This window comes from Xenorhabdus griffiniae, from assembly GCF_015163655.1.
Lineage (GTDB): Bacteria > Pseudomonadota > Gammaproteobacteria > Enterobacterales > Enterobacteriaceae > Xenorhabdus > Xenorhabdus griffiniae.
In genome coordinates this window covers 1-24,206 of the sequence record NZ_JADEUF010000011.1, presented here as the reverse complement: position 1 = coordinate 24,206, position 24,206 = coordinate 1, and the positions used below count along the sequence as shown (strand labels likewise).

Here is a 24,206-nt window from a genome sequence, read left to right as displayed (position 1 = left end):
AACTGTTCACAGCATATACTAGTGTAGCAGGGAATACAAAGCAGCATTTGCATCTTGCTCATTCTTTGTCAAAAAATTGAACAAAAAAAGCAGGCACTTAAGTGCCTGCTTCTCTTTAACTCACGGTCTTTTTATTCGTTATTCCCTTCATCAGAAGGTGCCGCTATGTTGTCATTTTCATCATCGTCATCTGGTTCAGCTACGCGCTGCAAGCCAACGACTTGTTCATTTTCGGCTGTGCGGATCAGGGTGACACCTTGCGTATTGCGGCCAACAACACTGACCTCAGAAACACGGGTGCGTACTAATGTTCCTCCATTAGTAATCATCATGATCTGATCCGTTGGCTCTACCTGAATTGCGCCAATCACATTGCCATTACGTTCGCTGACTTTGATGGAAATAACCCCTTGGGTAGCCCTCGATTTCGTCGGATATTCGCCCTCGGCAGTGCGCTTGCCATAACCATTTTCAGTGACAGTCAGGATTTCTCCTTGCCCACGAGGAATGATCAGGGAAACAACTTTATCCCCTTCACTGAGTTTGATACCGCGAACCCCAGTTGCAGTGCGTCCCATTGCACGTACACCTTTTACGCGAACAGTACCATCTTCCAGTGTTTCTTCCTCTTCTTCCAGGAAACGAACAACTTTACCCTGTGCAGAGAACAGCATGACTTCATTGCTGCCGTCTGTCAGGTCAACGCCGATTAGTTCATCTCCTTCATTCAGATTCACGGCAATGATGCCGGCACTGCGTGGACGGCTGAATTCGCTGAGCTTGGTTTTTTTAACAATACCACTGGCTGTTGCCATGAAGATATTCAGCCCATCTTCATATTCACGCACGGGTAAGATAGCGGTAATACGCTCGTTCTGATCCAATGGCAGAAGGTTGACAATTGGGCGACCGCGAGCACCACGGCTCGCTTCCGGTAATTGATAGACCTTCATCCAGTACATTTTGCCCTTGTTTGAGAAACAAAGGATAGTGTCGTGGGTATTGGCTACCAGTAAGCGCTCAATGAAATCTTCTTCTTTGGTACGTGCGGCCGATTTGCCTTTGCCGCCACGACGCTGGGCTTCATAATCGGACAGTGGCTGATATTTGACATATCCTTGATGGGACAGGGTAACGACAACATCTTCCTGATTAATCAAGTCTTCAATGTTAATATCGGCTGAATTCTCAGTCAGCTCAGTCCGGCGGGCATCGTTATATTGCCCTTTGATAAGTAGCAATTCTTCACGAATGACTTCCATCAAACGTTCTGGGCTTTCCAAAATGAACAACAGTTCTGCGATGGCTTTCAGCAGATCACGATATTCATCTAACAGTTTTTCATGCTCAAGGCCGGTCAGTTTTTGCAGACGCAGATCCAAAATAGCCTGTGCTTGCTGTTCGGTCAGGTAATATTTACCGTCATGGATGCCGTATTCGGGTTCCAGCCATTCCGGGCGGGCCGCATCATCACCCGCTTGTTCCAGCATCGAGGCAACATTACCCAATTCCCACGCTTGGGAAATCAAGCTGGCTTTCGCTTCAGCAGGCGTGGAGGCTCTGCGGATCAATTCGATAACAGGATCGATATTCGCCAGGGCAACAGCCAATGCTTCAAGGATATGGGCGCGTTCACGCGCTTTGCGCAGTTCGAAAATTGTCCGGCGTGTAACGACTTCACGGCGGTGGCAAACAAAAGCAGAAAGAATGTCTTTCAGGTTAAGTAACTTAGGCTGTCCTTGATGCAGGGCAACCATATTGATACCAAATGAAACCTGTAATTGAGTCAGTGAATACAGGTTATTTAGGACAACTTCACCAACAGCATCACGTTTTACTTCGATAACGATGCGCATACCATCTTTATCGGATTCATCACGCAGTGCACTGATCCCCTCAATGCGCTTCTCTTTGACCAGTTCAGCTATCTTTTCGATCAGGCGGGCTTTGTTGACCTGATAGGGGATTTCATTGACGATAATGGTTTCGCGGCCATTTTTCTCATCAGTTTCAATTTCTGCGCGGGCGCGGATATAAATTTTACCACGGCCTGTACGGTAGGCTTCCTGAATACCACGGCGTCCGTTGATAATGGCAGCCGTTGGGAAGTCCGGGCCTGGGATATACTCCATCAAACCTTCGATGCTGATATTTTCATCATCAATATAAGCCAGGCACCCATCGATCACCTCAGATAAGTTATGAGGTGGAATGTTGGTTGCCATACCGACAGCAATCCCTGATGAACCATTCACCAGTAAATTGGGGATACGAGTTGGCATTACCTCGGGAATTTGTTCTGTGCCATCATAGTTGGGCACAAAGTCGACAGTTTCTTTTTCCAGGTCTGCCAGCAATTCATGGGCAATTTTTGCCATGCGTACTTCGGTATAACGCATCGCTGCCGCAGAATCCCCATCTACTGATCCAAAGTTCCCCTGACCGTCAACCAGCATATAGCGCATGGAGAATGGTTGTGCCAGACGAACAATCGTGTCATAAACAGCGCTGTCACCATGTGGATGGTATTTACCGATAACATCCCCAACAACGCGGGCAGATTTTTTATAAGGTTTATTCCAATCATTTCCCAATACATTCATCGCGAAAAGTACGCGGCGGTGTACTGGCTTCAGTCCGTCCCGAACATCTGGCAGTGCGCGTCCAACAATAACGGACATCGCATAATCCAAATACGAGCTTTTCAGCTCTTCTTCGATATTGACCGGTGTGATTTCTCTGGCAATGTCGCTCATGGAGCCACTGTCCCTCATACTCCGAATTCAAAGGCTTAGAATTATACCACAAAATGGCAGTTTTATAAAAATCTGACACGGGTATTTCAAGATTAAGGCATGTATAATAGTTTTCTATCACACATCCCCATAATACTGTTACATTTTCTGTGAACCAGTTTGCTGTGAACCAGTTTGCTGTGAAGCAGTTCCTAGGAGCGATATTGCTGATGAACGTCAAAACTCCCGATTCACACATTCAATCCCATGCTAATGTGGATCAGCAGGAAATCGAAAAATTTGAAGCCGTTGCCTCTCGTTGGTGGGATCTTGAAGGCGAATTCAAGCCATTGCACCGTATCAACCCTCTGCGTTTAAACTACATTTTGCAACATGCTGACGGCCTTTTTGGCAAAAAAGTGCTGGATGTTGGATGTGGTGGCGGTATCTTGTCGGAAAGCATGGCGCGTGAAGGTGCGACAGTGACAGGGTTGGATATGGGGTTTGAACCCCTGCAAGTTGCCCGTTTGCATGCATTGGAGTCCGGTGTTTCCGTTGCTTATGTTCAGGAAACAGTAGAAAGTCACGCAGAACAACACCAACATGCTTATGATGTCGTGACTTGCCTGGAAATGCTTGAACATGTGCCAGATCCAGAGTCTGTAGTCCATGCCTGTGCCAAATTAGTCAAACCTGGTGGTCATGTGTTCTTTTCAACGATTAACCGCAACCGCAAAGCCTGGTTGATGGCAGTTGTTGGCGCTGAATATATATTGAACATGGTGCCAAAAGGAACACATGATGCGAAAAAATTTATTCGACCTTCTGAACTGATCAGTTGGATTGATAAGACTACTCTGAAAGAGCAACATATTATTGGTTTACATTACAATCCGTTAACAGACAAATTTCGGCTTGGACATAATGTAGACGTGAATTATATGCTACATACTCGATCTGTCTGACAAAGACAGTTAAGGGATTAATAAAACAGCAACTAAATATTATTTTTAAGATTTTATTTTCCCTGTTTCGCCGATAGCCTTATGAAAGTAACATCAAGTAACTACGCAGGTTATCGGCTTTTTACCAAAATTAATCCTCAAGTTATCCACAAAACTTCTCGATCTTGTACACTTGATAAAACCCGAAAATAACATTATCTTGTTATTACCGTTTTAATTACCCCCTATATATTGTGTTTCTTGTCATCTTGTTGTAGCAACTTGTGATGTAGTCAGTATGTAGTAGCAAGTCGCAATAAGCAGTAGCAAAACAATAGTGAATTGTAGCTAAGCCCCAACTGGCCTTCAGCCATCTTGGGGGCATCGTGCTGTCAAGAGGTCAAGGAACAATATAGGCGGGATACGAAAAGAGAGAAGGTGTATTTCCCCATGAACCAGAGTCTGCTAGTTACCAAACGTGATGGACATAAAGAACAAATTGATCTTGATAAAATTCACCGGGTTGTTGCCTGGGCTGCTGAAGGTCTGAAAAATGTCTCAGTGTCACAAGTAGAACTGCGTTCCCAGATTCAATTTTACGATGGCATCAAAACATCGGATATCCATGAAACTATGATCAAAGCTGCGGCTGACTTGATCTCCGGTGATGCTCCAGATTATCAGTATCTGGCAGCACGCTTGGCTATTTTTCACCTGCGTAAAAAAGCCTATGGTCAGTTTGAGCCACCTGCACTGTATGATCATGTCGTAAAAATGGTCAACCTGGGTAAATATGACAAACATTTGCTGGAAGACTATGCCAAAGAAGAGTTTGAGCAAATGGACAGTTTTATTGATCATTTGCGTGATATGGATTTCTCTTATGCAGCGGTCAAGCAACTGGAAGGGAAGTATTTAGTACAAAACCGTGTGACTGGCGAAATTTATGAAAGTGCCCAGTTCCTCTACATGCTGGTTGCTGCGTGCCTGTTTTCCACGTATCCAAAAGAAACGCGTTTGGACTATATCCGTCGTTTCTATGATGCAGTGTCTACTTTTAAAATTTCACTGCCAACGCCAATCATGGCGGGGGTTCGCACACCCACTCGCCAATTTAGTTCTTGTGTCCTGATTGAGTGTGGTGACAGCCTGGATTCTATCAATGCGACCTCCAGCGCGATTGTTAAATATGTTTCCCAGCGTGCTGGCATTGGCGTAAATGCCGGTCGCATCCGTGCATTGGGTAGCCCAATTCGTGGTGGTGAAGCTTTCCACACGGGTTGTATCCCATTCTACAAACATTTCCAGACTGCGGTGAAATCTTGTTCCCAGGGTGGTGTGCGTGGCGGTGCCGCAACACTGTTCTATCCGCTTTGGCATCTGGAAGTTGAAAGCTTGCTGGTACTGAAGAACAACCGTGGTGTTGAAGGTAACCGTGTTCGTCACATGGACTACGGTGTACAAGTTAACAAACTGATGTATGAACGCCTGATTAAAGGCGGAGATATTTCTCTGTTCAGCCCGTCTGATGTTCCGGGCTTGTACGATGCATTCTTTGAAGATCAGGACGAATTTGAACGTCTGTACACTCAATATGAAAATGACAGCAGTATCCGTAAAGAGAGTATTAAAGCGGTTGAACTGTTCTCTTTGATGATGCAAGAGCGCGCTTCAACAGGCCGTATTTACATCCAGAACGTTGACCACTGCAATACCCATAGCCCGTTTAATCCGGCTATTGCACCTGTACGTCAATCGAATCTGTGTTTGGAAATTGCACTGCCAACTAAGCCGTTGAACAATATTAACGATGAAAATGGCGAAATTGCGCTGTGTACGCTGTCTGCTTTCAATTTGGGCGCCATCGAAAATCTGAGTGAATTGGAAGAGTTGTCGGAGTTGGCTGTTCGTGCACTGGATGCCTTACTGGATTATCAAGATTATCCCATTATCGCCGCAAAACAAGGTTCAATGGGGCGTCGAACTCTGGGTATTGGCGTAATTAACTTCGCTTATTATCTGGCAAAACACGGTGTACGTTATTCCGATGGCAGCGCTAACAATCTGACTCACAAAACGTTTGAAGCGATTCAATATTACCTGCTAAGAGCTTCAAATGAACTGGCGAAAGAGAAAGGAGCTTGTCCGTGGTTTGGTGAAACCACTTATGCACAAGGTATTTTGCCGATTGATACTTATAAAAAGACACTGGATACCTTGACCAGCGAGCCTTTGCACATGGATTGGGAAGCTTTGCGCCGTGACATTCAACAATACGGCCTGCGTAACTCAACATTGTCTGCATTGATGCCATCAGAGACTTCTTCGCAGATTTCTAATGCGACCAATGGCATTGAACCACCACGTGGTTATATCAGTGTGAAAGCATCCAAAGACGGCATTTTGCGTCAGGTTGTACCAGATTACGAGCTTCTGAAAGGTGCTTACGAGCTGCTGTGGCAAATGCCGAGCAACGATGGCTACCTACAGTTGGTAGGGATCATGCAGAAATTTATCGATCAGTCGATTTCGGCCAATACTAATTATGATCCGGCACGTTTCCCTAATGGCAAGGTTCCGATGAACCAATTGCTGAAAGATTTGCTGCTTGCTTACAAATATGGCGTGAAAACGTTGTATTACCACAACACCCGTGATGGGGCAGAAGACGTTCAAGGTGATCTGGAAGAAGTTGTTGAGTCAGCAGATTCCGATTGTGAAGGCGGCGCGTGTAAGATTTAATTTGAGGAAACTATGTCCTATACCACTTTTTCACAAGTAAAAAATGATCAGCTACAAGAACCAATGTTTTTCGGTCAGTCTGTTAATGTGGCGCGTTTTGATCAGCAAAAATATCCTATTTTTGAGAAGTTGATTGAAAAACAACTTTCCTTCTTCTGGCGTCCAGAAGAAGTGGATGTTTCCCGTGATCGCATTGACTATAACGCGCTGCCAGATCATGAAAAGCATATTTTTATTAGCAACCTAAAATACCAAACGCTATTGGATTCCATTCAAGGCCGTAGCCCGAATGTGGCTTTTCTGCCATTGATTTCCATTCCTGAATTGGAAACATGGGTTGAAACATGGTCGTTTTCAGAAACGATCCACTCGCGTTCTTACACGCATATTATCCGTAATATCGTGAACGATCCCGCTATCGTATTTGATGATATTGTGGAGAACGAACAGATTTTAAAACGCGCCAAAGACATTTCCGCGTATTACGATGATCTGATCGAAATGACTAATTATTACCATCTGTTTGGTGAAGGAACGCATGATGTTTCAGGTAAAACAATTACCGTTAATCTGCGTGAATTGAAAAAGCAACTTTACTTATGCTTGATGAGTGTTAACGCCCTGGAAGCCATCCGCTTCTATGTCAGTTTTGCTTGCTCATTTGCTTTTGCTGAACGTGAATTGATGGAAGGTAATGCCAAAATTATCAAACTGATTGCGCGTGATGAAGCCTTACATTTAACGGGAACACAGCACATGTTGAACCTGTTGCGCTCTGGTCAGGATGATCCTGAAATGGCGGAAATTGCCAAAGAGTGTGAACAAGAGTGCTACGATCTGTTTGTACAGGCAGCAGAGCAGGAAAAAGAGTGGGCTGATTATTTGTTTAAAGATGGTTCTATGATCGGCCTGAACAAAGATATTCTGTGCCAGTATGTTGAATATATTACTAATATTCGTATGCAGGCGGTTGGCTTGAAGTTACCATTTGAAACCCGTTCTAACCCGATCCCTTGGATCAATTCATGGCTGGTTTCTGATAATGTTCAAGTGGCTCCACAGGAAGTTGAAGTCAGCTCTTACCTGGTTGGTCAGATTGATTCGGAAGTCAATACTGAGGATCTCAGCGGTTTCGAACTCTGATATGGCTGATTACAAAGTTACCCTGCCGTCACGGCAGGGTTTATATATCCATTACTCTTCTGGTTTGCACGACAATTTGTTGGAAGCACTGGAACACGGCAAAGTTCAGCTTGAATATCAATGCCGGCAAGGATATTGCGGTTCTTGTCGTGTTCGCCTGGTGAAAGGGAAGGTTGGATATCCTTGTAAGCCACTGGCATTTGTTAATGAAGGTGAAATTTTACCCTGTAGCTGTTATCCACTGACAGATATTGAAATTGAGCCGTAATTTTCCTTAACATACCAATCTAACTTCAAGATGCGTGTGATTTCTCCCCACGAAGCGAGGAGAAATCAGGTTTCATATTGTGTTGTAAATTGCAACTTGAAGTTTAATGCGTTGTGGACATATCGCTCATCGCGACGGTATGTCCCTATTCCCGCTTGTCTTCTTCACGATGTTCCAAAATAAATAAATAAACAAACAAAACCTTTATTGCTATGTTTGTTCCTTTTATGCTGTTGGTAACAGCGGATTAGAACACACATCAAAACAAATGAAGGAGAACAATGATGTATAAAATTGATTATAATTCATATCGTTCAACCAAAAGTTTTAACAGACGTTCCCGCTTTTTAGTTATGCACTATACTGCTTTGAACTTTGAGAAATCTATTCGGGCATTGACCGGGGATCTTGTCAGTGCTCACTATTTAATCCCAAACCCAGATGATCCGACTTACCAGACTGCTGGATTTGATAAAGTTCGCATATTCAATTTGGTTGATGAACTTGAAAGGGCCTGGCATGCAGGAATAAGTAGCTGGGACGGGCGAGAAGGGCTGAATGACACATCCATAGGTATTGAGATTGTGAATGAGGCGAGTGATGATGGCGGTGTATTTACTTTCCCTCCTTATCATCCTGATCAAATTACTGCAATCAAAGAACTAGCTACTAATATCTTACAACGTTACCCGGATATTAAACCGACTCATGTTGTAGGGCATTCAGATATTGCATGGCAAAGAAAAACCGATCCAGGTCCATATTTCCCGTGGAAAGAATTATATGATGCGGGAATTGGAGCATGGTATGACGAAGAAACTAAGCAAAAATATATTGAACAATTCGGGCATTGTCTGCCTGATGTCGCCAAGATTTTAGAAAAGTTCAGGCGTTATGGGTATGACATCACTGGGGCAGAAAAAGAAGAAAATTTTCAATCTTTAATTAAAGCATTTCAAATGCACTTCCGTTCGTCATATTATGACGGTGTACCAGATATAGAAACCATCGCCATTTTATATGCCTTGGTTGAAAAATACGTTGATAATAAATCCTGATTTCTGATGGATATCAAATTGCAGCTCATTAATTGGGTTGCAATTTGGAGTTTATCGAGTATAAGACAATATAGCTCATTGTTTCTCCCCACGAAGCGGGGAGAAATCAGGTTTCATATCATGTTGTAAATTGCAACTTGAAGTTTAATGCGTTTATGCAGAGATCACACGTGTATGATTAATGCAATGCGCTATGATTTTGTAAAGATAGACAAAATATAAAAGACCAAATGTAATAAAAGAGAGAATAGCCCAAATCACAACATATCCAATTATTTGGACTAAATTAATCTCACAATTTAATTTGCCTATAATTTGTCCGCTATCTCGATCGATAACATGTGTTTTACTAATGATAAATCGAGTCATATAGTAGGGAAACACGAAGGCACCTAACCCTAATGTCAATAAAATAATCAGGAACCAGATGACGAGATGTAAAATAATCTCAAGTATCCCTAATTCTGATTTTAACTTCAGACTGCGAAAGTCCATCGAATTCTCCTGATGTTTAGATAAATACGGCAAGCCAGTCAGTATAGACATTTCATGAACACTATGCCTTCATTTTGCTTTTACAGGTTGCCGCTTTGTTGGCTGTTCTCCCGCCTGATAACATATTCAATAAATTGGCTGTTATCTAAGCTACTGAAGGATGTTGCCTTGGCGCAGTATTGCGACTTGAAATTTATTAGGCATATAAGACAAATTTTTCGGAACAGAAGTTCAATGGACAGCCTGTAAATAATGAAACAGGCAAGAAAGCATTTATCTTAGGGCTATAGTGACGATAAAAAAGCCAGTTTTCGGCTGGCTTGTTTTTATATTGTAGCAGCTCTTACATAAAACGAGTTGCTGATAACCGGATAACAACGCAGTGTACGTTTGAGAGGAAAGATTTTACAGATTTCATGATGATTTCCTTTGCGGGTTATAAATTGTGATTTACTTCACGAAAATCTAAATTCTGAGGAGAATTTTATGCTCAAAAGCAAAAGAGTCAAGGTATTTATTAAAATATTTTTTTAAAAATTAAAAAATTTTTGTATTAAATAATAATTTATTGATATTTAACGTATTATTTTTTATTTGATTTTTTGTAGAGGCTTTATCGCTCAGTGTAATTGTAGCTTTGCTGATTGTTTTTTCATCTACACTTGATCTCTGGATTGTTTTTTAGACCAAAAATAACGTTGGTGTTCAATCTGGTAGCGGGAAAAATGAATGAAAATCAGTGAAGACGGCATTAATAAACTTAAAAATTACGAAGGATTGAAATTGAAAGCGTATCCAGATCCTGTCACTGGCGCAGAGCCGTGGACAATTGGATATGGTCATACGAAAGGAGTAGAGCCTGGACAAGTGATAACTATGCAACAGGCTGAGGAATATTTACATCAAGATCTTATCCCGGTTTATGCCGCCATTCAGCAATTAGTGAAAGTACCTCTAACACAAGGACAATTTGATGCATTATGCTCGTTTATTTTCAATTTAGGGATCGGTAATTTTGCTCATTCAACATTATTGAAAAAATTGAATACAGGTGATTACCAAAGTGCAGCAAAGGAGTTTGTGAAATGGGATCATGCCGATGGGAAAGCGGTAGCAGCTTTGCGTATGCGAAGAGAATCTGAGCAGAAAACATTTTTGTCGTAACATGATCAAATAAACATGATGGTTATGGTGATTTTTTTAGGCTATCAGAAATAAAAAATATACCAATCTAACTTCAAGGTGCGTGTAATTTCTCCCTGCGAAGCGGGGAGAAATCAGGTTTCATATCGTGTAAATTGCAACTTGAAGTTTAATGTGTATCGAAGTCTAATCAGATTATTACTAATAGCCTAATGAATAAATAATCAACCGTAAAATAAATAACTAAATTTCTGAAGTACCATGTTGTAATACAACACGATAACCATCGATATCTTCGAACGTTTTTCCGTTCTTATCCCAATAAGGATTATAAGAAGGAACGAGAATAAACCCGGCATTTTGCATTGATTTTACATGCTCTTGCCATTCAAGTTCATCTTCTATATAAAATACTAATAAATTATCTTTAGTTGGGGCTTTACCAACATGTGTATTGTGGTGATGAGTGAATTCAAGATGCCAGGAGTGGTTGGGATGTCCTAACATGATACCATCAAAACCATCGTGATCTTTAAATTCTCCTAGTGTGATAAAATCTAAGCCACGACGATACATTTCTGCAATTTTAGTAAGATTATCTGTTGGTCTGGCAATTCTAAGAATAGTTGATTTTTTCATATTTTCCTATGAGTAGGGCTGTGTTAGGTAAATATAGCTTACCTGAAAAGTATCTCCATTTTTTAGAAAAAAGTGCTGGTTACTTTCCAGCACTTTTTGTGCTCATATAATATCTTATACCAATCCAACTTCAAATTGCAGCTTGCAAATCAATGTGATTCTTTATATCCCCCCACGTAGCAGGGAGATATAAGACGCATCTTGAAAGAAAATTAGTATAAATAAAATGTCAGTTTAATTAAAAATATTATTTAATATCAACATCAATAACTTGATAGAAAGCATTGGTAGTATCAGCAATTGTCCACACGCCGAGAATAACATGATAGCCTGAGCGATCAGGAATATCACAATTCAATGAGACAATTTGGCCTGGCCTTTTTCCATCATCAAAGCGCTCACAGAAGGGTTTTAGATCAAATTGAGCACGCGTTAGAGGTTTGTTTGGATCCCAGTCAGGCTTGGTAATATAGAATTGCCATGAAGTGGTGCTATGCCGGGCTGTTATTGTCCATTTAAATTGGTTAATTCCTTTATTGATAGTAACGTGATGCCAGCGGTCTGTACTTTGTTCATTGAGTTGTTTGAACTGACCGACACCACCACTAGCGATTTGTCCGTCCGGTGGTCCGCCTTGTGGGAATCCTTTGGGGCCTTCAACCGATTGTGGTTCATACGTGACAGGCCCGCAGTTTTTATTGATATTTTTTTTGCATAAAAGTGCCCTGCTTGGTGGTGTGTCGATATATCCATGATTGTGATCTGGATCAGCAATACTAGAGAATGGGATAGCACCAAAGGCTGTCAATCCCACTAAAAGTAGAGACTTTTTAATATTCATGATGAATTTCCTATTTTTTCCTTACTTAACTGTAAAATAAGTGAATTTACTTTCTTATTATTATGTTAATCATTAATGAAATTTAAATTTCTTATAAAGGAAATGCACAGGAATATTTATAACAAAATTAGTTAATTATAAATACTTAATTTATGATAGAGGTATGCCAGAAAGATATAATTACCGTTGACTCTGAGGCGATTACAGATAGTAGGAAAATATTTTTTTATAAAATTTTCAACGATAAAAATCCCTCCCTGAATCTAGGGAGGGGAAGAGCGAAATAAGAAGCAAATGAGGGTGTACTAAACAAGTAGGATTTGAGTACACACATATAAGGTAGTCCCAAATGGAAGAATATGCAATAAACCAAACCTAAACAAAGAGTGAAGGTAATAAAATCAACATAGGGTTAGATATATGATTAAAGCCAAAACCCTGGTGCTTCTGTCGTCGCTATTGGGAATAATGCTGAGTATTTCGTAGCGAATCATTCATTAGATTATGGCTATGGCAATGATTCACCATTTGCAAAATTGGTAGAGTGTCAGGGAAAAATTCTTATGATTGGCGCTCCATATGAAACCATGAGTCTTTTGCATCATGCTGAACATTTAGCAAATATTCCCAACAAGCGTATTAGGAAAATGGAGATCCCACTATTGCAAGATAACCAAGTAGAATGGGTGATGTTAGAGGAATTTGATACTGTAGATCCTGTTTGTGAACGATTTAATCAAGATTATTTTAAAGATATCGTTGAACATTTTTGTCATGAACATTCAGAGGTTATTATTAAAGGCACTATTGGAGCGGCTAATACACTATTTGTGCCTGCTAAAGAGATATTGGATTATGCCGTACATTGGATGGAGAGTTATCGGTCGTAAAATCAATTCAAAAAATATATCAACGTCTACAAACTCACCTGACAACATCTTTTTTTGATCAAATGCAGCGTCTTTGGGTTCTGAAAATGTATATACCAATCTAACATCAGGATGCGTGTGATTTTTCTCCGCGAAGCGGAGAGAAATCACGTTTCATATAACGTTGTAAATTACAACTTGAAGTTTTATTCGTATAGAAAAGAATAAATAAGCAATTATTTTAATAAATTTTAATGTGAAATTTCCATCGGCCATTGTACCAGAATTTTACCAAGAGCAAATTCCAGACATAAAAAAACCAACCATAACAGGTTGGTTTTTCTAGGGAAATTTGGTCGGCATGATAGGATTTGAACCTACGACCCCCGACACCCCATGACGGTGCGCTACCAAGCTGCGCTACATGCCGATGACTTCCCTTATATTACCGTTTTTTATTTGCAAAGCAAGCCCCTAATTTAGTGAGCGATTGATTTTTAAACGATTAGTTTGCTAAAAATCGTTTCACTTCCGTTAATATTTGTAATAACTGGGCGAAGTTTGGTTTGGCATCCTGAATTTCATTACCATCTAAATCATACAGATGATAGTCTCCATCTTTGGAGAAATAGACAGTATTTTGGGCCATTGTAACAATTAATGAACCGTTATCGCCTGTAATAAGCCATGGATTTTCTCTTTGGGCATTAAAAAGATCTTCACCCTGGGAATAATCTTCAGGAGAATTAGTAACGTGCAATAAACGGCGCATTAAGGTTGTCATGATATCTTGATGGCTAGTCAACTTATCGATAGTCTGTGCTGGAGTGCCTGGCCACTGAATTAGAAGGGGGACATGGAGCTGTTCACGATTGAATTTATCACCCGTAAACCATTTTGCACTGTTACCTGCTGTGTCTTTACTCTGTTTAGCTGTAATCACAATGATTGTTTTATCTAAGGCGCCTTTAGTTTTCAGGACTTCTAAAACATGGCTGATTTCAGTATCCAGCGCTTTCTTATCAAATTTTCCGGACGAAGGTACAAAGCCGTTAATATCCAGAAATGAGAACCAAGGTGTGGAATCATTGCGCAGATCTAACCATTGGCTCCATTGCGTCACTGTCACGTCATCATTTTGTCTTTTAGCTTCTGGCAATGAATAGTCGGTCAGTATGGCCTGGCTATAAAGTGGTGTCTGAAATCCATCTGAAGAAAAAAGGCCAAATTGATACCCTTGATGTGTCAGGGCATCAATAAGTGCTGAGGATTTTCTGGCGTTAAGAATGCCGTCCAAATAGCCTGATGATATGCCATAGAATAAACCAAATAATGCCGTGTCATCTTGAATACCGGTACTGAAATGCTGAGTGAACTGGATATTGTTCTGCGCGAAATGTTCCAGAGTTGGCATATCATGGGTAATGTCTTGATGATCCAGACCATCCACGACAAGCAGAAGTAAGTTATAACCGCGCCCAGTGTCCTGATAAGATAAATTATTCAGCGGATAATTGACACTCAAGGCGGTGGGATTGCCTTGTTGATTAACGCGGCGTTGAAATTCTTGCTGATCCAATAGGCCATGTCTTTCAAGGAACTTGCGGGCGGTCATTGGATAAGAAATGGGTAAGTTTGAGCGTTGCATGGTAATCGGGCGGTAGAAATTAGCATCTGCCCAGATGTACATGAGGTGTGAAGCGACAAAAGCAGTAATGAATACTGCAGCCAGTGGCTTACCAAATCGTTGACGGTTCAGGCTACGTAACTTTTGCCAACTCCATGTGCCGAAAAGCATCTGTATTAGAAAAATCAAAGGAATACAGATAAACATCAGTTGCCATTCTCTTGCTAATTCACCTTGTTCTGGGTTGGTGACTAAATCCCAAACCAGTGGAGTTAAATGCAAATGAAAGCGAACATAGATGGAGGAATCAAATATCAGTAGCGTTAAACTTGCTGTTGCCAACGTGGCCGAAAGAAACCTCATTAGCCGCTGAGACATAACGATAAATGTCAGCGGAAATAGAATAAGTAAATAGATGGCAAAGACAATGAAACTGAAATGGCCAAGCCAACTGACCAGCGCGTAGATGCGACCAAACAGTGAACCCGGCCAATCAGATGCAAATAGATAGCGACTGCCCAGCACAAGACTGAACATAATGTTGAACAGTGCGAACCAGTGTCCCCAACTGATCATCTGAGAAACTTTTTCGCGGTAATGCTGACAGCTAGTCACCATATTTTCTTTACGTCAACGTGTTAAATAAAGATTAATGCGCTTTATCTTCGTTGATTGAAGATTGCAACGCGTGTGCAAACGAGTCTGCGATATGTCTGCGTTGGGCAGGAGCAATACTCGTATTGATCAAATTTGTTACCATATTACCCAAAACCATCAAGGTTAGGTCAGTTGGAGTATGGTCTTTCTCGAAAACATTTACTAATTCAGTTAATAAATGTTCAACTTTTTCATCGCTATAGCGAGATGACTGTGGCATAAATCAAAAATCCTGAATGTACAAAGCCCCATATATTACCGTATAGAGGGGGGATTTTCTGCTTTTTTTATGACAAATTAACTCTCTGTTGCCGGAGTTGTTGCCAATATTGAATATTGCAGCATCATTTTAATCTTTGATATGCAGGATGTTGGCAATTAAATGGCGAATATTTTTGCCAATTGGGTTTTTGGTTGCAGCAGAAAGATAACGATGTTTGAATACGCCGCTAACCGCACGGCCCTATATGGTCAACGCTGCAAAGGAGTATAAATAATGAGTCTGGAAATTACCCAGATCGCGTTACATCGGTTGATTAAACGTGATGAACAGACGTTGGAAGTGATTTTGCGTGATGCTTTGCTGGATACCAACCAAGTGGTTGAAGAGATGATGGCAGAGTTGCATCGTGTATACAGCGCGAAAAGTAAAGCTTACGGTTTGTTCAATGAAGAAAGTGAGCTGGCGGGATCACTCCGTCATCTACGTAAAGGAGATGATGATTTTCTCGGTTTTAGTCGGGCTGCAACTGTTCGCTTAAAAGATGAGCTGGCGAAGTATCCGTTTGCCGAAGGGGGAACGGTGTTGTTTTGCCAATATCGTTATCTTGCCGTGGAATATTTGCTGATTGCTGTTCTTAACAGCTGTAATAGCACATCCGTCAATGATGAACTTGATGTAAATACAACACAATATCTTGATATTCCCCATGCTGATATCATTGCAAGAATCGATCTAACTGAATGGGAAACCAATCCTGAATCCAGCCGCTATCTGACTTTTTTAAAAGGACGGGTAGGGCGCAAGGTTTCAGACTTTTTTATGGATTTTCTCGCCGCCAGTGAAGGTATGAATGCCAAAGTTCAAAATAAAGGTTTGCTGCAGGCTTTAGATGATTATTGTGAGTCGGCACAGTTAGATAAAAATGAACGTCAGGCTTATCGTCAGCAAGTTTATGGTTACTGTAATGAACAGTTACAGGCGGGCGAAGAGATTAAGTTACAAGAACTCTCCCAAGAGTTACCCGCGCTGGGTGAGCAAAACTTTCAGCAATTTTCGCAGGAAAAGGGCTATGAATTGGAAGAAAGCTTTCCTGCTGATCGCGGAACGTTACGCCAACTAACAAAATTTGCCGGTAGTGGTGGAGGATTAACCATTAACTTTGATGCTATGTTGATGGGAGAACGCATTTTTTGGGACCCAGTCACAGATACATTGACGATCAAGGGAACACCCCCGAATCTGCGCGATCAACTGCAACGCCATGGTGGTAATCGCTAGATTAGCCGCTGTAAAAATAAATAACGCCGCAATTGCGGCGTTATTTACTCGGCGTCCCGATAAAAGCTCGACTGTGGCTAATTAAGCACGCAGGAAATCGATGTGCGTCAGTTTAGGTTTAAACGGATGACGCTGTACTGCCTGCACTTTAACTTTAGTTTCTTTACCATCAACAACCAGAGTCAGAACTTCGTAAAATTCTGGTTTGCTTTCGTGGTTGATAACTGCATCGTGATCCAGTTCGATAGAAACTGGCTCTTGGTTACCACCATAGATGATTGCTGGAAACTTGTTAGCTCTACGCAGGCGGCGGCTCGCACCTTTGCCCTGCTCTTTACGTACTTCTGCATTAATAGTTAACATTATTTTTTCTCTGTAAAAGAAGAAAATAAATCCTGCTACAGGCGACCCAGCAGCAGGTTCGATACTTGGCTTAACATGTATTATTACGCTAAGCGGGCGGCATTCTAGCGAAAAACCGATATGACAGCAAATATAAATATGCTTTCCAGTGAGTCAGTGGATGATCTATCTGACATATTTAGTACAAATCATCAGCCCGTCTAAATCGCCCTTGGTAGTCAAAAATCTTTTCTCTAATTTGCCAAAATTGCCCTTTTTTACGCGCGACAACAAAATCAGGATGACGCAATAAAGAAAATTGATTAGCAACGTCTGCCGCTGCTCTCCAGTGAAAAACGGTTCCTGGTGCACGTTGATGTTGGCGAAGGAATTGCAGTTCAAATACTTTCTTTTGGGCTGAGGTCGATAAACGGAACAATTCAGATACGTCCGCACCATCTTCATCGTAATAGGTGATTTTTAGCCATTCTCCTTTATTGTCGTGACCTGGTGTTAATTGCATACCACCACAACGTAGCACCAGGGCATCTTTTAGTTTTAGAGCGGCTTTCAGCATATCATCGGGATCGACGAGCACTTCTTCACAACGATGACAGCGTCGGGCCGCGATATCGTTTTCTGCACCACAATGGGGGCATGACTTAAAACGAAAACGAAAATCACATTGTTGACGTTTCCCATTTTCGTCTTCTTCCCAACCTTGGCAGCGTCGCCCAAAATGCTCAACGATCTCTCCATCTGTCGTGCATATCCCCCAGAAAGTATTAGCAAATTGACAGATAGGGCAAAATACCTGAACGGGCTGGCTTTGTGAGTTGGGTTTACTGTTACCGATTTCAGGTGTGTAAAGATCGTGGGGATTGCCTGCATAGTCTAAAATCAAGCAATCTTTTTTGTCAGGAAATAAACGTAAGCCGCGCCCGACGATCTGCTGATAAAGACTGATCGATTCTGTTGGGCGCAATATGGCGATTAAATCAACATGGGGAGCATCGAATCCTGTTGTGAGTACGGCAACATTGACCATATAGCGGAGTTGCTGTTCTTTGAATGCCGTAATTAAGTGATCCCGTTCAGATGGTGGGGTATCTGCGCTGACTAATGCGGCTTGTCCTGTCGGCAGCAATTGGAAGATTTCTTTGGCATGTTCGACTGTCGCGGCGAAAATCATCACACCTTTTCGATTTTGTGCATATTCAATGATCTGTCTAATGATATGAGGAGTGATACGCTTTTGGCGTTTAAGCTCCCGATTTAATTCCGCTTCATTGAATATCCCTTGCTGACTGGTTCGTACCTGACTGAAATCATATTGCATTACAGGCATGTCCAATCTTTCTGGAGAAACCAGAAAATGATGCTTAATCATATAACGCAATGGAAGATCATAAATACAATCGCGAAAGAAACTACGTTCATCACCACGGATCATGCCATGATAATGATATTGATATATCCAGCCAGCACTAAGACGATAAGGTGTTGCGGTTAAACCCAAGATGCGGATTTGGGGATTGTTTTTTCGAAGTTGTTGGATAATTTGTTGGTATTGGCTGTTTTCGTCATCACTGATGCGGTGGCATTCATCGATGATTAGCAGTGAAAAATGGTGGTCAAAGCAATCCAGGTTGCGGGCAATAGACTGAATACTGCCAAAAACCACTTTTCCTGTACTTTGTTTTTGATTTAGCCCTGCGGAAAAAATATCTGCATCCAATCCATAAGCACAATATTTGCTGTGATTCTGCGCAACAAGTTCTTTGACATGTGCCAAAACCAAAACACGACCATGGGCCAGCTTTGCCAATTCTGCGATGACAAGGCTTTTACCTGCCCCTGTTGGTAAAACAATAACGGCGGGATCTCTGTGCTGGCGAAAATAGCGAATGGTTGCGTCTACCGCTTCTTGTTGATAAGGACGTAAAGTAAAAGCCATTTTTATGTTACTGTCACAAATATCAGGTAAAAGATAATTACGGTAGAGAATAACATTTTTCTTTGAAGCCTGCCGTTGAGAAATCATGCATCATTATTTTTCTAGGATCAGGTGGGCTATAACGTGTAACTTATTGTTGATATAGTTACTGGCGTGATGATTTTTCTATAAATTATCTGTTTAATCTTGTATCCCAATAGTGGCCTTGAGGTTGTTCATAATATCAAGGACATGTTCATCTGTGTTTATTTTTGTCAGGTACATCTATTCATGCGATTGGATAAATTTTTATCACAACAATTAGGTATTAGCCGCAACGATGTGGGGCGCGAGTTGCGGGCAGGGCTAGTCACTGTCGATGATGAGATCATCAAAACAGGAGCCTATAAATTGAAGCCTGATCAGCAAGTTGCCTATGATGGCACGATATTGCAACAACTCAATGGTCCACGTTATTTCATGCTGAATAAACCCCAGGGATATGTATGTTCGACAGATGATCCTGCAAACCCGACAATTTTGTATTTTATCGATGAGCCTGTTGCTCATAAATTACATTCAGCAGGGCGTTTGGATATCGATACGACAGGGTTGGTTTTGTTGACTGATGATGGTCAATGGTCACACCGTATTACATCCCCTAAACATCACTGCGAAAAAACTTATCTTGTGACATTGGAACATCCAGTCTCTGGGGATACTGAGCAAAAATTTCTGGCAGGGGTGCAGTTAAATGGGGAAAAAACACTAACAAAACCCGCACAAATGGAAATTATCGAGCCTCAACGTGTTCGTTTGACTATTAGCGAAGGACGTTATCACCAAGTAAAACGCATGTTTGCCGCAGTGGGAAATCATGTTGTTGCGCTTCATCGGGAGCGAATCGGCGAAATTTATCTCGATCCGGCATTAGAGCCAGGAGAATATCGGGCGCTGACTGATAATGAGATCAACAGCATACAAATGCCAACCCCTTAATTTTTATCCTTCAATTGATTCAGGAGTAACTGCGTGCAACAACAGCGTTCGTCCTATTTGGGATTAGTCTTGATCCTTGGTTTGCTTTCTATGTTAATGCCATTGGCAATTGATATGTATTTGCCGAGTATGCCAACGATCGCTGAGAGTTTTGGTGTCAGTGATGGTTTGGTACAGATGACGTTGAGTAGCTATATTTTGGGTTTTGCTATTGGGCAAATGATTTATGGGCCAATGTCGGATAGTTTAGGACGTAAGCCAGTCATTTTGGGAGGTGTCATTGTTTTTGCTATCTCTTCTGCTGCATGTGCTTTAGCGCAAGATATTGATACCTTTATTTCCATGCGTTTCTTACATGGATTTTCTGCTGCGGCTGCCGGTGTTGTCATCAACGCTTTGATGCGTGATAGATTCACAAAAGAGGAGTTTTCCCGCAGCATGTCTTTTGTCACATTGGTGATGATCATCGCCCCGTTATTGGCTCCCATGTTGGGTGGGATGTTGATGGTATGGTTTAACTGGCATGCTATTTTCTGGTCGATAGCCTTGGTTGCAGTCATTACTGTTACCCTGGTGGCTCTCTTCATAGAAGAGACATTACCTAAAGAGAAAAGGCAGAAATTTAACTTAAAAACTACTGTAAGACAGTTCGTCATGCTGTTTCGGCAACGCCAGGTACTCTGTTACATCTTAGCGAGTGGTTTTTCCTTTGCTGGAATGTTCTCTTTTCTCAGTGTTGGGGCATTTGTATACATCAAATTGAACGGTGTACCTGCGCAGCATTTTGGTTACTATTTCGGGCTGAATATTATTTTTCTGTTCATCATGGCAACTATCAACAGTCAGTGTGTACGCAAATATGGCCCATTAAAAATGTTGCATATTGGGCTGTTTATTCAATTTGTCGTGGGATTATGGCTATTGTTTAGCACCTTGTTTGATCTGGGATTTATTTCTCTGGTTATGGGAGTTGCCATTTATATCAGCGGAATTTCCATGATTACGTCTAACACGATGGCTGTTGTGTTGGACGATTATCCCCACATGGCCGGAACAGTTTCTTCACTGGCAGGAACCATCCGTTTTAGCATCGCTGCATCGGTGGGCGCTATTTTGTCTCTACTGCCTGAGGAGAATGCCTGGCCGATGGTAGGCTCAATGGCATTATGTGTGACATTAGCAATGATGCTTATTATCTATGCACGTAGTGAATCGTATAAATAATCAGCATCATAAATAAAGTGTTGTGTTCTGAGAATAATCAAGTTCAGGCATAAAATGTTTTTAAAGGCCATCTGCCAATAGGGGATGGCCTTTTTTTAAGTGTTTTTCCTAAAGTGCTTTGAGCCTTTAGAGGGTTATTGATTAATCTGATAAACAGGAAATATCGAGCAATCATCAAAAAATGGAGGAAATTTTTAATACTATCATATCCGGCTAACGCTGAAATGTTGCTTTTTTGTTAATTTCTAATAATGGCTTTATGTCTATGGAAGGTTATAGGGTTGTCATTATTTAACCTATTGTAAATAAAAAGATTGTGGTTCTATTGGCACTCAGTAACATTTGAAAGAAACAAATATGTAAATAAATCTTGAATTAAAGGTTGCTGTTTTGCATAAAAATAAGTTGAATTTTTTACCTAAACAGTATAAATATATATAAAATGCGAGCTGGGTCGCACTTTTTTTAAAGCAGGAAGTGAAGTAAGTGCGGTAACACGATTTTTATTTTAACCTTTTATTTACTTTTTTGTTGGGTGGTTATTCGGTTTTGACGAATCGATAATCTACAGCTGGTGGTTAGATGTATTAATGTTGTTTCTGATAGGAATGATACGTGAATAATATCCAACTTTCGGTAGTACACAGACTGCCGCAAAGTTATCGGTGGTCAACTGGCTTCGTTGGTACAAAAGTTGAGATTTTACCAGCAGAAGAGACAGATTTAGGAAATAGCCTAATGGGGCTGAAATTATTAAGCCATGAGGGTGAAAAAGCACGGGAAATTTTGCATGTTATTAATCAGTCTATTGCTGATATGCAGATACCGAGTGCTGTGATTGAGTGGGAGAGAGAACCCTGTTTGTTTTTTGCTAAGGAAGATGAGAGTGCAGTGATATGTCGTTTGAAGACATTAGGTGCTGCAATTGCAGAAAATATAACTGCGCTGTACCCACTATGATTTTACCCATTGATAAAAAACGCTTCTTAAATGGAAGCGTTTTTTAATGTCTGCAAGGAAAGATACGTTAGGTGTCCGTCAAACCGAGGTTTTTATGTTATCTGATAACACTCGTCTGGCTCCATAGTAGCGTTTACTCCAGTAAGTATCGGTCAATTTGGAAACGATAACCCCATTACTGGTTGAAGCATGGACAAATTGATTATTGCCGATGTAGATACCGACATGGCGCCTGCGAACTCCTGTCTTAAACAGTACCAAGTCACCAGCCCGTAATTTAGAGCGACTCACGGTTTGTCCTATATTTTGTTGTTCTAATGTGGAACGTGGTAACTCCATACCAAATTGATCATGAAAAGTACGTTGCACAAAAGCGGAACAATCGATACCGCGTTTGGTGTTTCCACCTAACCGATAGGCTACACCTTTCCAGTCAGCGTATTGATTGAGTATCTTAGACTTAATATCTAACTTGTTGACCAGAGTTTCAAATTCATCCTGAGATGCTTGCAGTAAATAATGCTTTCCAGTGTTTACTGCATGCGTCTCAGTTTGTTTATTGCGTAGGTTAGAATCTGGTGAACTACATGCGGTCAGTGTTGCTGCCGCTATGATTGCGGGTATCAGCCGCAAGATGTATCTCAGTGTTGGTTTAGATTGAACCATTTATTGATTTTTCCTTGCAGTCCTTAACGTGACTTTCACCACCATGAAAACACTAAATGTTCTAAAGCCTAGTCAAAATAGGGTGAATTAACAAATTTCCTGTCCATGAAAGTGTGCGAAGCAACACATTTTATTATTGTCTTTACAAAACATATTATTTTAATAAACAGGATGCAGGAAAGATTACTGAAATCATGAGTAAAAAGCGAGAGACAAAAAGAGTTCTTTACAAAAAATTGGATTAGGAACTAATAGGTTAGAATGGTTTGTTGCCATTTTATACAGCTTTGCTGAATATGAGGTGATATTGAGGAGATAACAGGCATCTCCTCAATATTATGAGTTTAATTATCGCGTCTAATATGCGGTAATTTTTTGTCTAGCCATGTTGCCATCATATCACTTAATGGGGTGAGTAATATCCAGCTCATGCCGATCAACGTTAGAGATAAAGAGCCTACTGCAATATCTGTAAACCAGTGTGCACCTGCCATAACACGGGGAAGAGCAAAAGCAACCGTAATCAGTAGAGCAATGCAGAATGCACTGCGGGAAATATAACGCAGAATAAAGCTGCTGAAAATTAAGAGCATTAATCCGTGATCACCAGGGAAACTGTCTTTAGAGGAGTCTTTTGTATGCCAACTGGTCATTTCGTTGATGCGATTAACATTTTCAAATGTCAGCGTTGGACTTGGACGGCTGACGGGGATTTGATGGCCTATTTGATTAATGATAATGGCAGAGATCAGCATTACTAACCCAATCATGAAAAGTCGGCGCTTGCCGGCGTAGTCTTGTTTGCGAAACGCGCTGTAATAAAGTAAGCCCATGCATAAAAGTGATATGACATCGAATGCCCTGACATTCGCGATAGCGACAAATAGGGAAAATTTCGAATCGGGTAATAATTTTTCATTGAAAAAATAAAAAATAGTAGAATCAATGTGGAACCAAAAACCGTGATTCTCAGGCAAGTACCATGAGAGGAACAGAGCAATTCCAAGGATATTGAGAATAAATATAGCGAACGGGTGACTGCGAGTCATGAGATACCTATTTAACACGTAAAGTGGAGCTTGGTAGACAGATTAACTTGGGAAAGGACTATAACAAAATTTATGAGAAAGCGTAATCACCATCAGATGCTGTGGTTAAGAGATAACTATATCAGTATATTTGTATATACGTATTAAACATCAGGTTGCAATTTACAACACGCTATGAAACCTGATATCTCCCCGCTTCGCGCGGAGAAATCACACACATCTTGAAGTTAGATTGGTATAGTTCACCACTAAACTTTATTGTTATCAAATATGTAAATAGATTTATGATATCGGAAAAATAGCTAAATCACTACGGCAGTACCGATAATATATATTTGATGCAATGTCAGCACCTGACTATTATTAAA

The 24,206-nt window shown here is 41.0% G+C and carries 20 protein-coding genes, 1 tRNA gene and 1 pseudogene; 11 read left to right on the top strand and 11 right to left on the bottom strand.

Annotation, left to right across the window (positions count from 1 at the left end; genetic code table 11):
* Positions 1-131: 131 nt before the first annotated feature.
* Positions 132-2,756 carry a DNA topoisomerase (ATP-hydrolyzing) subunit A gene (gene gyrA / locus IQ211_RS03465; protein ID WP_189758195.1) on the bottom strand — a complete coding sequence of 875 codons (2,625 nt, stop codon included), beginning with the start codon at positions 2,754-2,756 and terminating at the stop codon, positions 132-134.
* A 209-nt stretch (positions 2,757-2,965) separates the two neighbouring features.
* Here gyrA and ubiG point away from each other — a divergent pair, with 209 nt between their 5' ends.
* The 5 genes from ubiG to IQ211_RS03440 all read left to right on the top strand — a co-directional run bounded on the left by ubiG (position 2,966) and on the right by IQ211_RS03440 (position 8,890).
* Positions 2,966-3,700 (top strand): bifunctional 2-polyprenyl-6-hydroxyphenol methylase/3-demethylubiquinol 3-O-methyltransferase UbiG, encoded by a 735-nt coding sequence (ubiG, locus tag IQ211_RS03460; RefSeq protein WP_189758196.1) that lies wholly within the window; start codon positions 2,966-2,968, stop codon positions 3,698-3,700.
* Positions 3,701-4,129: 429 nt separating this feature from the next.
* The gene (gene nrdA / locus IQ211_RS03455) at positions 4,130-6,421 is read left to right on the top strand and encodes a class 1a ribonucleoside-diphosphate reductase subunit alpha (RefSeq protein ID WP_189758197.1); all 2,292 of its coding nucleotides are present in this window, start codon (positions 4,130-4,132) and stop codon (positions 6,419-6,421) included.
* 12 nt (positions 6,422-6,433) lie between these two features.
* Positions 6,434-7,564, top strand: coding sequence for a class Ia ribonucleoside-diphosphate reductase subunit beta (nrdB, locus tag IQ211_RS03450; RefSeq protein ID WP_189758198.1), 1,131 nt, complete (start codon positions 6,434-6,436; stop codon positions 7,562-7,564).
* A 1-nt stretch (position 7,565) separates the two neighbouring features.
* Positions 7,566-7,832: a class I ribonucleotide reductase maintenance protein YfaE gene (yfaE, locus tag IQ211_RS03445; protein ID WP_047769355.1), complete on the top strand. Its 267-nt coding sequence runs from the start codon at positions 7,566-7,568 to the stop codon at positions 7,830-7,832.
* A gap of 284 nt (positions 7,833-8,116) precedes the next feature.
* Positions 8,117-8,890: an N-acetylmuramoyl-L-alanine amidase gene (locus tag IQ211_RS03440; RefSeq protein WP_189758199.1), complete on the top strand. Its 774-nt coding sequence runs from the start codon at positions 8,117-8,119 to the stop codon at positions 8,888-8,890.
* A 153-nt stretch (positions 8,891-9,043) separates the two neighbouring features.
* On the opposite strand, the gene IQ211_RS20070 is transcribed toward IQ211_RS03440, so the two are convergent.
* Positions 9,044-9,385 (bottom strand): DUF6693 family protein, encoded by a 342-nt coding sequence (locus tag IQ211_RS20070; protein WP_420497532.1) that lies wholly within the window; start codon positions 9,383-9,385, stop codon positions 9,044-9,046.
* A gap of 729 nt (positions 9,386-10,114) precedes the next feature.
* Between IQ211_RS20070 and IQ211_RS03435 the strand changes: the two genes are divergently transcribed.
* The gene (locus IQ211_RS03435; RefSeq protein ID WP_189758200.1) at positions 10,115-10,549 is read left to right on the top strand and encodes a lysozyme; all 435 of its coding nucleotides are present in this window, start codon (positions 10,115-10,117) and stop codon (positions 10,547-10,549) included.
* A gap of 222 nt (positions 10,550-10,771) precedes the next feature.
* Here the strand turns inward: IQ211_RS03435 and IQ211_RS03430 are convergent, their stop codons facing one another.
* Together IQ211_RS03430 and IQ211_RS03425 are read right to left on the bottom strand one after the other, a co-directional pair.
* A complete protein-coding gene (locus IQ211_RS03430) occupies positions 10,772-11,167 on the bottom strand; it encodes a VOC family protein (RefSeq protein ID WP_189758201.1) in 396 nt (131 codons plus the stop codon).
* A gap of 247 nt (positions 11,168-11,414) precedes the next feature.
* Complete coding sequence (locus tag IQ211_RS03425; protein ID WP_189758202.1) at positions 11,415-12,008, bottom strand: lytic polysaccharide monooxygenase; 594 nt, start codon at positions 12,006-12,008, stop codon at positions 11,415-11,417.
* A gap of 440 nt (positions 12,009-12,448) precedes the next feature.
* Here IQ211_RS03425 and IQ211_RS03420 point away from each other — a divergent pair.
* Positions 12,449-12,898: pseudogene (locus IQ211_RS03420) on the top strand (AAC(3) family N-acetyltransferase); the annotation flags it as partial.
* Between the two features lie 332 nt (positions 12,899-13,230).
* Here IQ211_RS03420 and IQ211_RS03415 read toward each other — a convergent pair.
* The 3 genes from IQ211_RS03415 to IQ211_RS03405 all read right to left on the bottom strand — a co-directional run bounded on the left by IQ211_RS03415 (position 13,231) and on the right by IQ211_RS03405 (position 15,381).
* Positions 13,231-13,307: transfer RNA gene (locus IQ211_RS03415), tRNA-Pro, on the bottom strand.
* A gap of 75 nt (positions 13,308-13,382) precedes the next feature.
* Positions 13,383-15,122 carry an LPS biosynthesis-modulating metalloenzyme YejM gene (yejM, locus tag IQ211_RS03410; protein ID WP_189758203.1) on the bottom strand — a complete coding sequence of 580 codons (1,740 nt, stop codon included), beginning with the start codon at positions 15,120-15,122 and terminating at the stop codon, positions 13,383-13,385.
* Positions 15,123-15,153: 31 nt separating this feature from the next.
* Positions 15,154-15,381, bottom strand: a complete 228-nt coding sequence (locus IQ211_RS03405; protein ID WP_045971370.1) for a YejL family protein — start codon at positions 15,379-15,381, stop codon at positions 15,154-15,156.
* A 276-nt stretch (positions 15,382-15,657) separates the two neighbouring features.
* On the opposite strand from IQ211_RS03405, the gene yejK reads away from it, so the two are divergent.
* Positions 15,658-16,662, top strand: coding sequence for a nucleoid-associated protein YejK (gene yejK, locus IQ211_RS03400; protein WP_189758204.1), 1,005 nt, complete (start codon positions 15,658-15,660; stop codon positions 16,660-16,662).
* An 81-nt stretch (positions 16,663-16,743) separates the two neighbouring features.
* Here yejK and rplY read toward each other — a convergent pair whose 3' ends face one another.
* Together rplY and radD are read right to left on the bottom strand one after the other, a co-directional pair.
* On the bottom strand, positions 16,744-17,025 hold the full coding sequence (rplY, locus tag IQ211_RS03395; RefSeq protein WP_047679702.1) for a 50S ribosomal protein L25: 282 nt from the start codon (positions 17,023-17,025) through the stop codon (positions 16,744-16,746).
* Positions 17,026-17,203: 178 nt separating this feature from the next.
* Entirely contained in the window at positions 17,204-18,961 is a 1,758-nt protein-coding gene (gene radD, locus IQ211_RS03390) for a DNA repair helicase RadD (RefSeq protein WP_189758262.1), read from the bottom strand.
* A gap of 270 nt (positions 18,962-19,231) precedes the next feature.
* Here radD and rsuA point away from each other — a divergent pair, with 270 nt between their 5' ends.
* From rsuA to IQ211_RS03375, 3 genes are all read left to right on the top strand, one after another.
* Positions 19,232-19,939 carry a 16S rRNA pseudouridine(516) synthase RsuA gene (gene rsuA, locus IQ211_RS03385; protein ID WP_189758205.1) on the top strand — a complete coding sequence of 236 codons (708 nt, stop codon included), beginning with the start codon at positions 19,232-19,234 and terminating at the stop codon, positions 19,937-19,939.
* A 33-nt stretch (positions 19,940-19,972) separates the two neighbouring features.
* Positions 19,973-21,163: a Bcr/CflA family multidrug efflux MFS transporter gene (locus IQ211_RS03380; protein WP_189758206.1), complete on the top strand. Its 1,191-nt coding sequence runs from the start codon at positions 19,973-19,975 to the stop codon at positions 21,161-21,163.
* Positions 21,164-21,778: 615 nt separating this feature from the next.
* Positions 21,779-22,123: a YejG family protein gene (locus tag IQ211_RS03375; RefSeq protein WP_189758207.1), complete on the top strand. Its 345-nt coding sequence runs from the start codon at positions 21,779-21,781 to the stop codon at positions 22,121-22,123.
* Positions 22,124-22,201: 78 nt separating this feature from the next.
* Here IQ211_RS03375 and mepS read toward each other — a convergent pair whose 3' ends face one another.
* Positions 22,202-22,789: a bifunctional murein DD-endopeptidase/murein LD-carboxypeptidase gene (gene mepS / locus IQ211_RS03370; protein WP_189758208.1), complete on the bottom strand. Its 588-nt coding sequence runs from the start codon at positions 22,787-22,789 to the stop codon at positions 22,202-22,204.
* 344 nt (positions 22,790-23,133) lie between these two features.
* Complete coding sequence (locus IQ211_RS03365; RefSeq protein WP_189758209.1) at positions 23,134-23,838, bottom strand: phosphatase PAP2 family protein; 705 nt, start codon at positions 23,836-23,838, stop codon at positions 23,134-23,136.
* Positions 23,839-24,206 lie beyond the last annotated feature (368 nt).

Excerpts from the sequence above, each read along its gene's own strand:
- gyrA (WP_189758195.1), bottom strand. The coding sequence starts at position 2,756 with ATGAGCGACATTGCCAGAGAAATCACACCGGTCAATATCGAAGAAGAG.
- radD (WP_189758262.1), bottom strand. The coding sequence starts at position 18,961 with ATGGCTTTTACTTTACGTCCTTATCAACAAGAAGCGGTAGACGCAACC.
- rplY (WP_047679702.1), bottom strand. The coding sequence starts at position 17,025 with ATGTTAACTATTAATGCAGAAGTACGTAAAGAGCAGGGCAAAGGTGCG.
- mepS (WP_189758208.1), bottom strand. The coding sequence starts at position 22,789 with ATGGTTCAATCTAAACCAACACTGAGATACATCTTGCGGCTGATACCC.
- yejK (WP_189758204.1), top strand. The coding sequence starts at position 15,658 with ATGAGTCTGGAAATTACCCAGATCGCGTTACATCGGTTGATTAAACGT.
- IQ211_RS03425 (WP_189758202.1), bottom strand. The coding sequence starts at position 12,008 with ATGAATATTAAAAAGTCTCTACTTTTAGTGGGATTGACAGCCTTTGGT.
- yfaE (WP_047769355.1), top strand. The coding sequence starts at position 7,566 with ATGGCTGATTACAAAGTTACCCTGCCGTCACGGCAGGGTTTATATATC.
- IQ211_RS03365 (WP_189758209.1), bottom strand. The coding sequence starts at position 23,838 with ATGACTCGCAGTCACCCGTTCGCTATATTTATTCTCAATATCCTTGGA.
- IQ211_RS20070 (WP_420497532.1), bottom strand. The coding sequence starts at position 9,385 with ATGGACTTTCGCAGTCTGAAGTTAAAATCAGAATTAGGGATACTTGAG.
- nrdA (WP_189758197.1), top strand. The coding sequence starts at position 4,130 with ATGAACCAGAGTCTGCTAGTTACCAAACGTGATGGACATAAAGAACAA.
- nrdB (WP_189758198.1), top strand. The coding sequence starts at position 6,434 with ATGTCCTATACCACTTTTTCACAAGTAAAAAATGATCAGCTACAAGAA.
- IQ211_RS03430 (WP_189758201.1), bottom strand. The coding sequence starts at position 11,167 with ATGAAAAAATCAACTATTCTTAGAATTGCCAGACCAACAGATAATCTT.
- yejM (WP_189758203.1), bottom strand. The coding sequence starts at position 15,122 with ATGGTGACTAGCTGTCAGCATTACCGCGAAAAAGTTTCTCAGATGATC.
- rsuA (WP_189758205.1), top strand. The coding sequence starts at position 19,232 with ATGCGATTGGATAAATTTTTATCACAACAATTAGGTATTAGCCGCAAC.
- IQ211_RS03440 (WP_189758199.1), top strand. The coding sequence starts at position 8,117 with ATGTATAAAATTGATTATAATTCATATCGTTCAACCAAAAGTTTTAAC.
- IQ211_RS03435 (WP_189758200.1), top strand. The coding sequence starts at position 10,115 with ATGAAAATCAGTGAAGACGGCATTAATAAACTTAAAAATTACGAAGGA.
- ubiG (WP_189758196.1), top strand. The coding sequence starts at position 2,966 with ATGAACGTCAAAACTCCCGATTCACACATTCAATCCCATGCTAATGTG.
- IQ211_RS03405 (WP_045971370.1), bottom strand. The coding sequence starts at position 15,381 with ATGCCACAGTCATCTCGCTATAGCGATGAAAAAGTTGAACATTTATTA.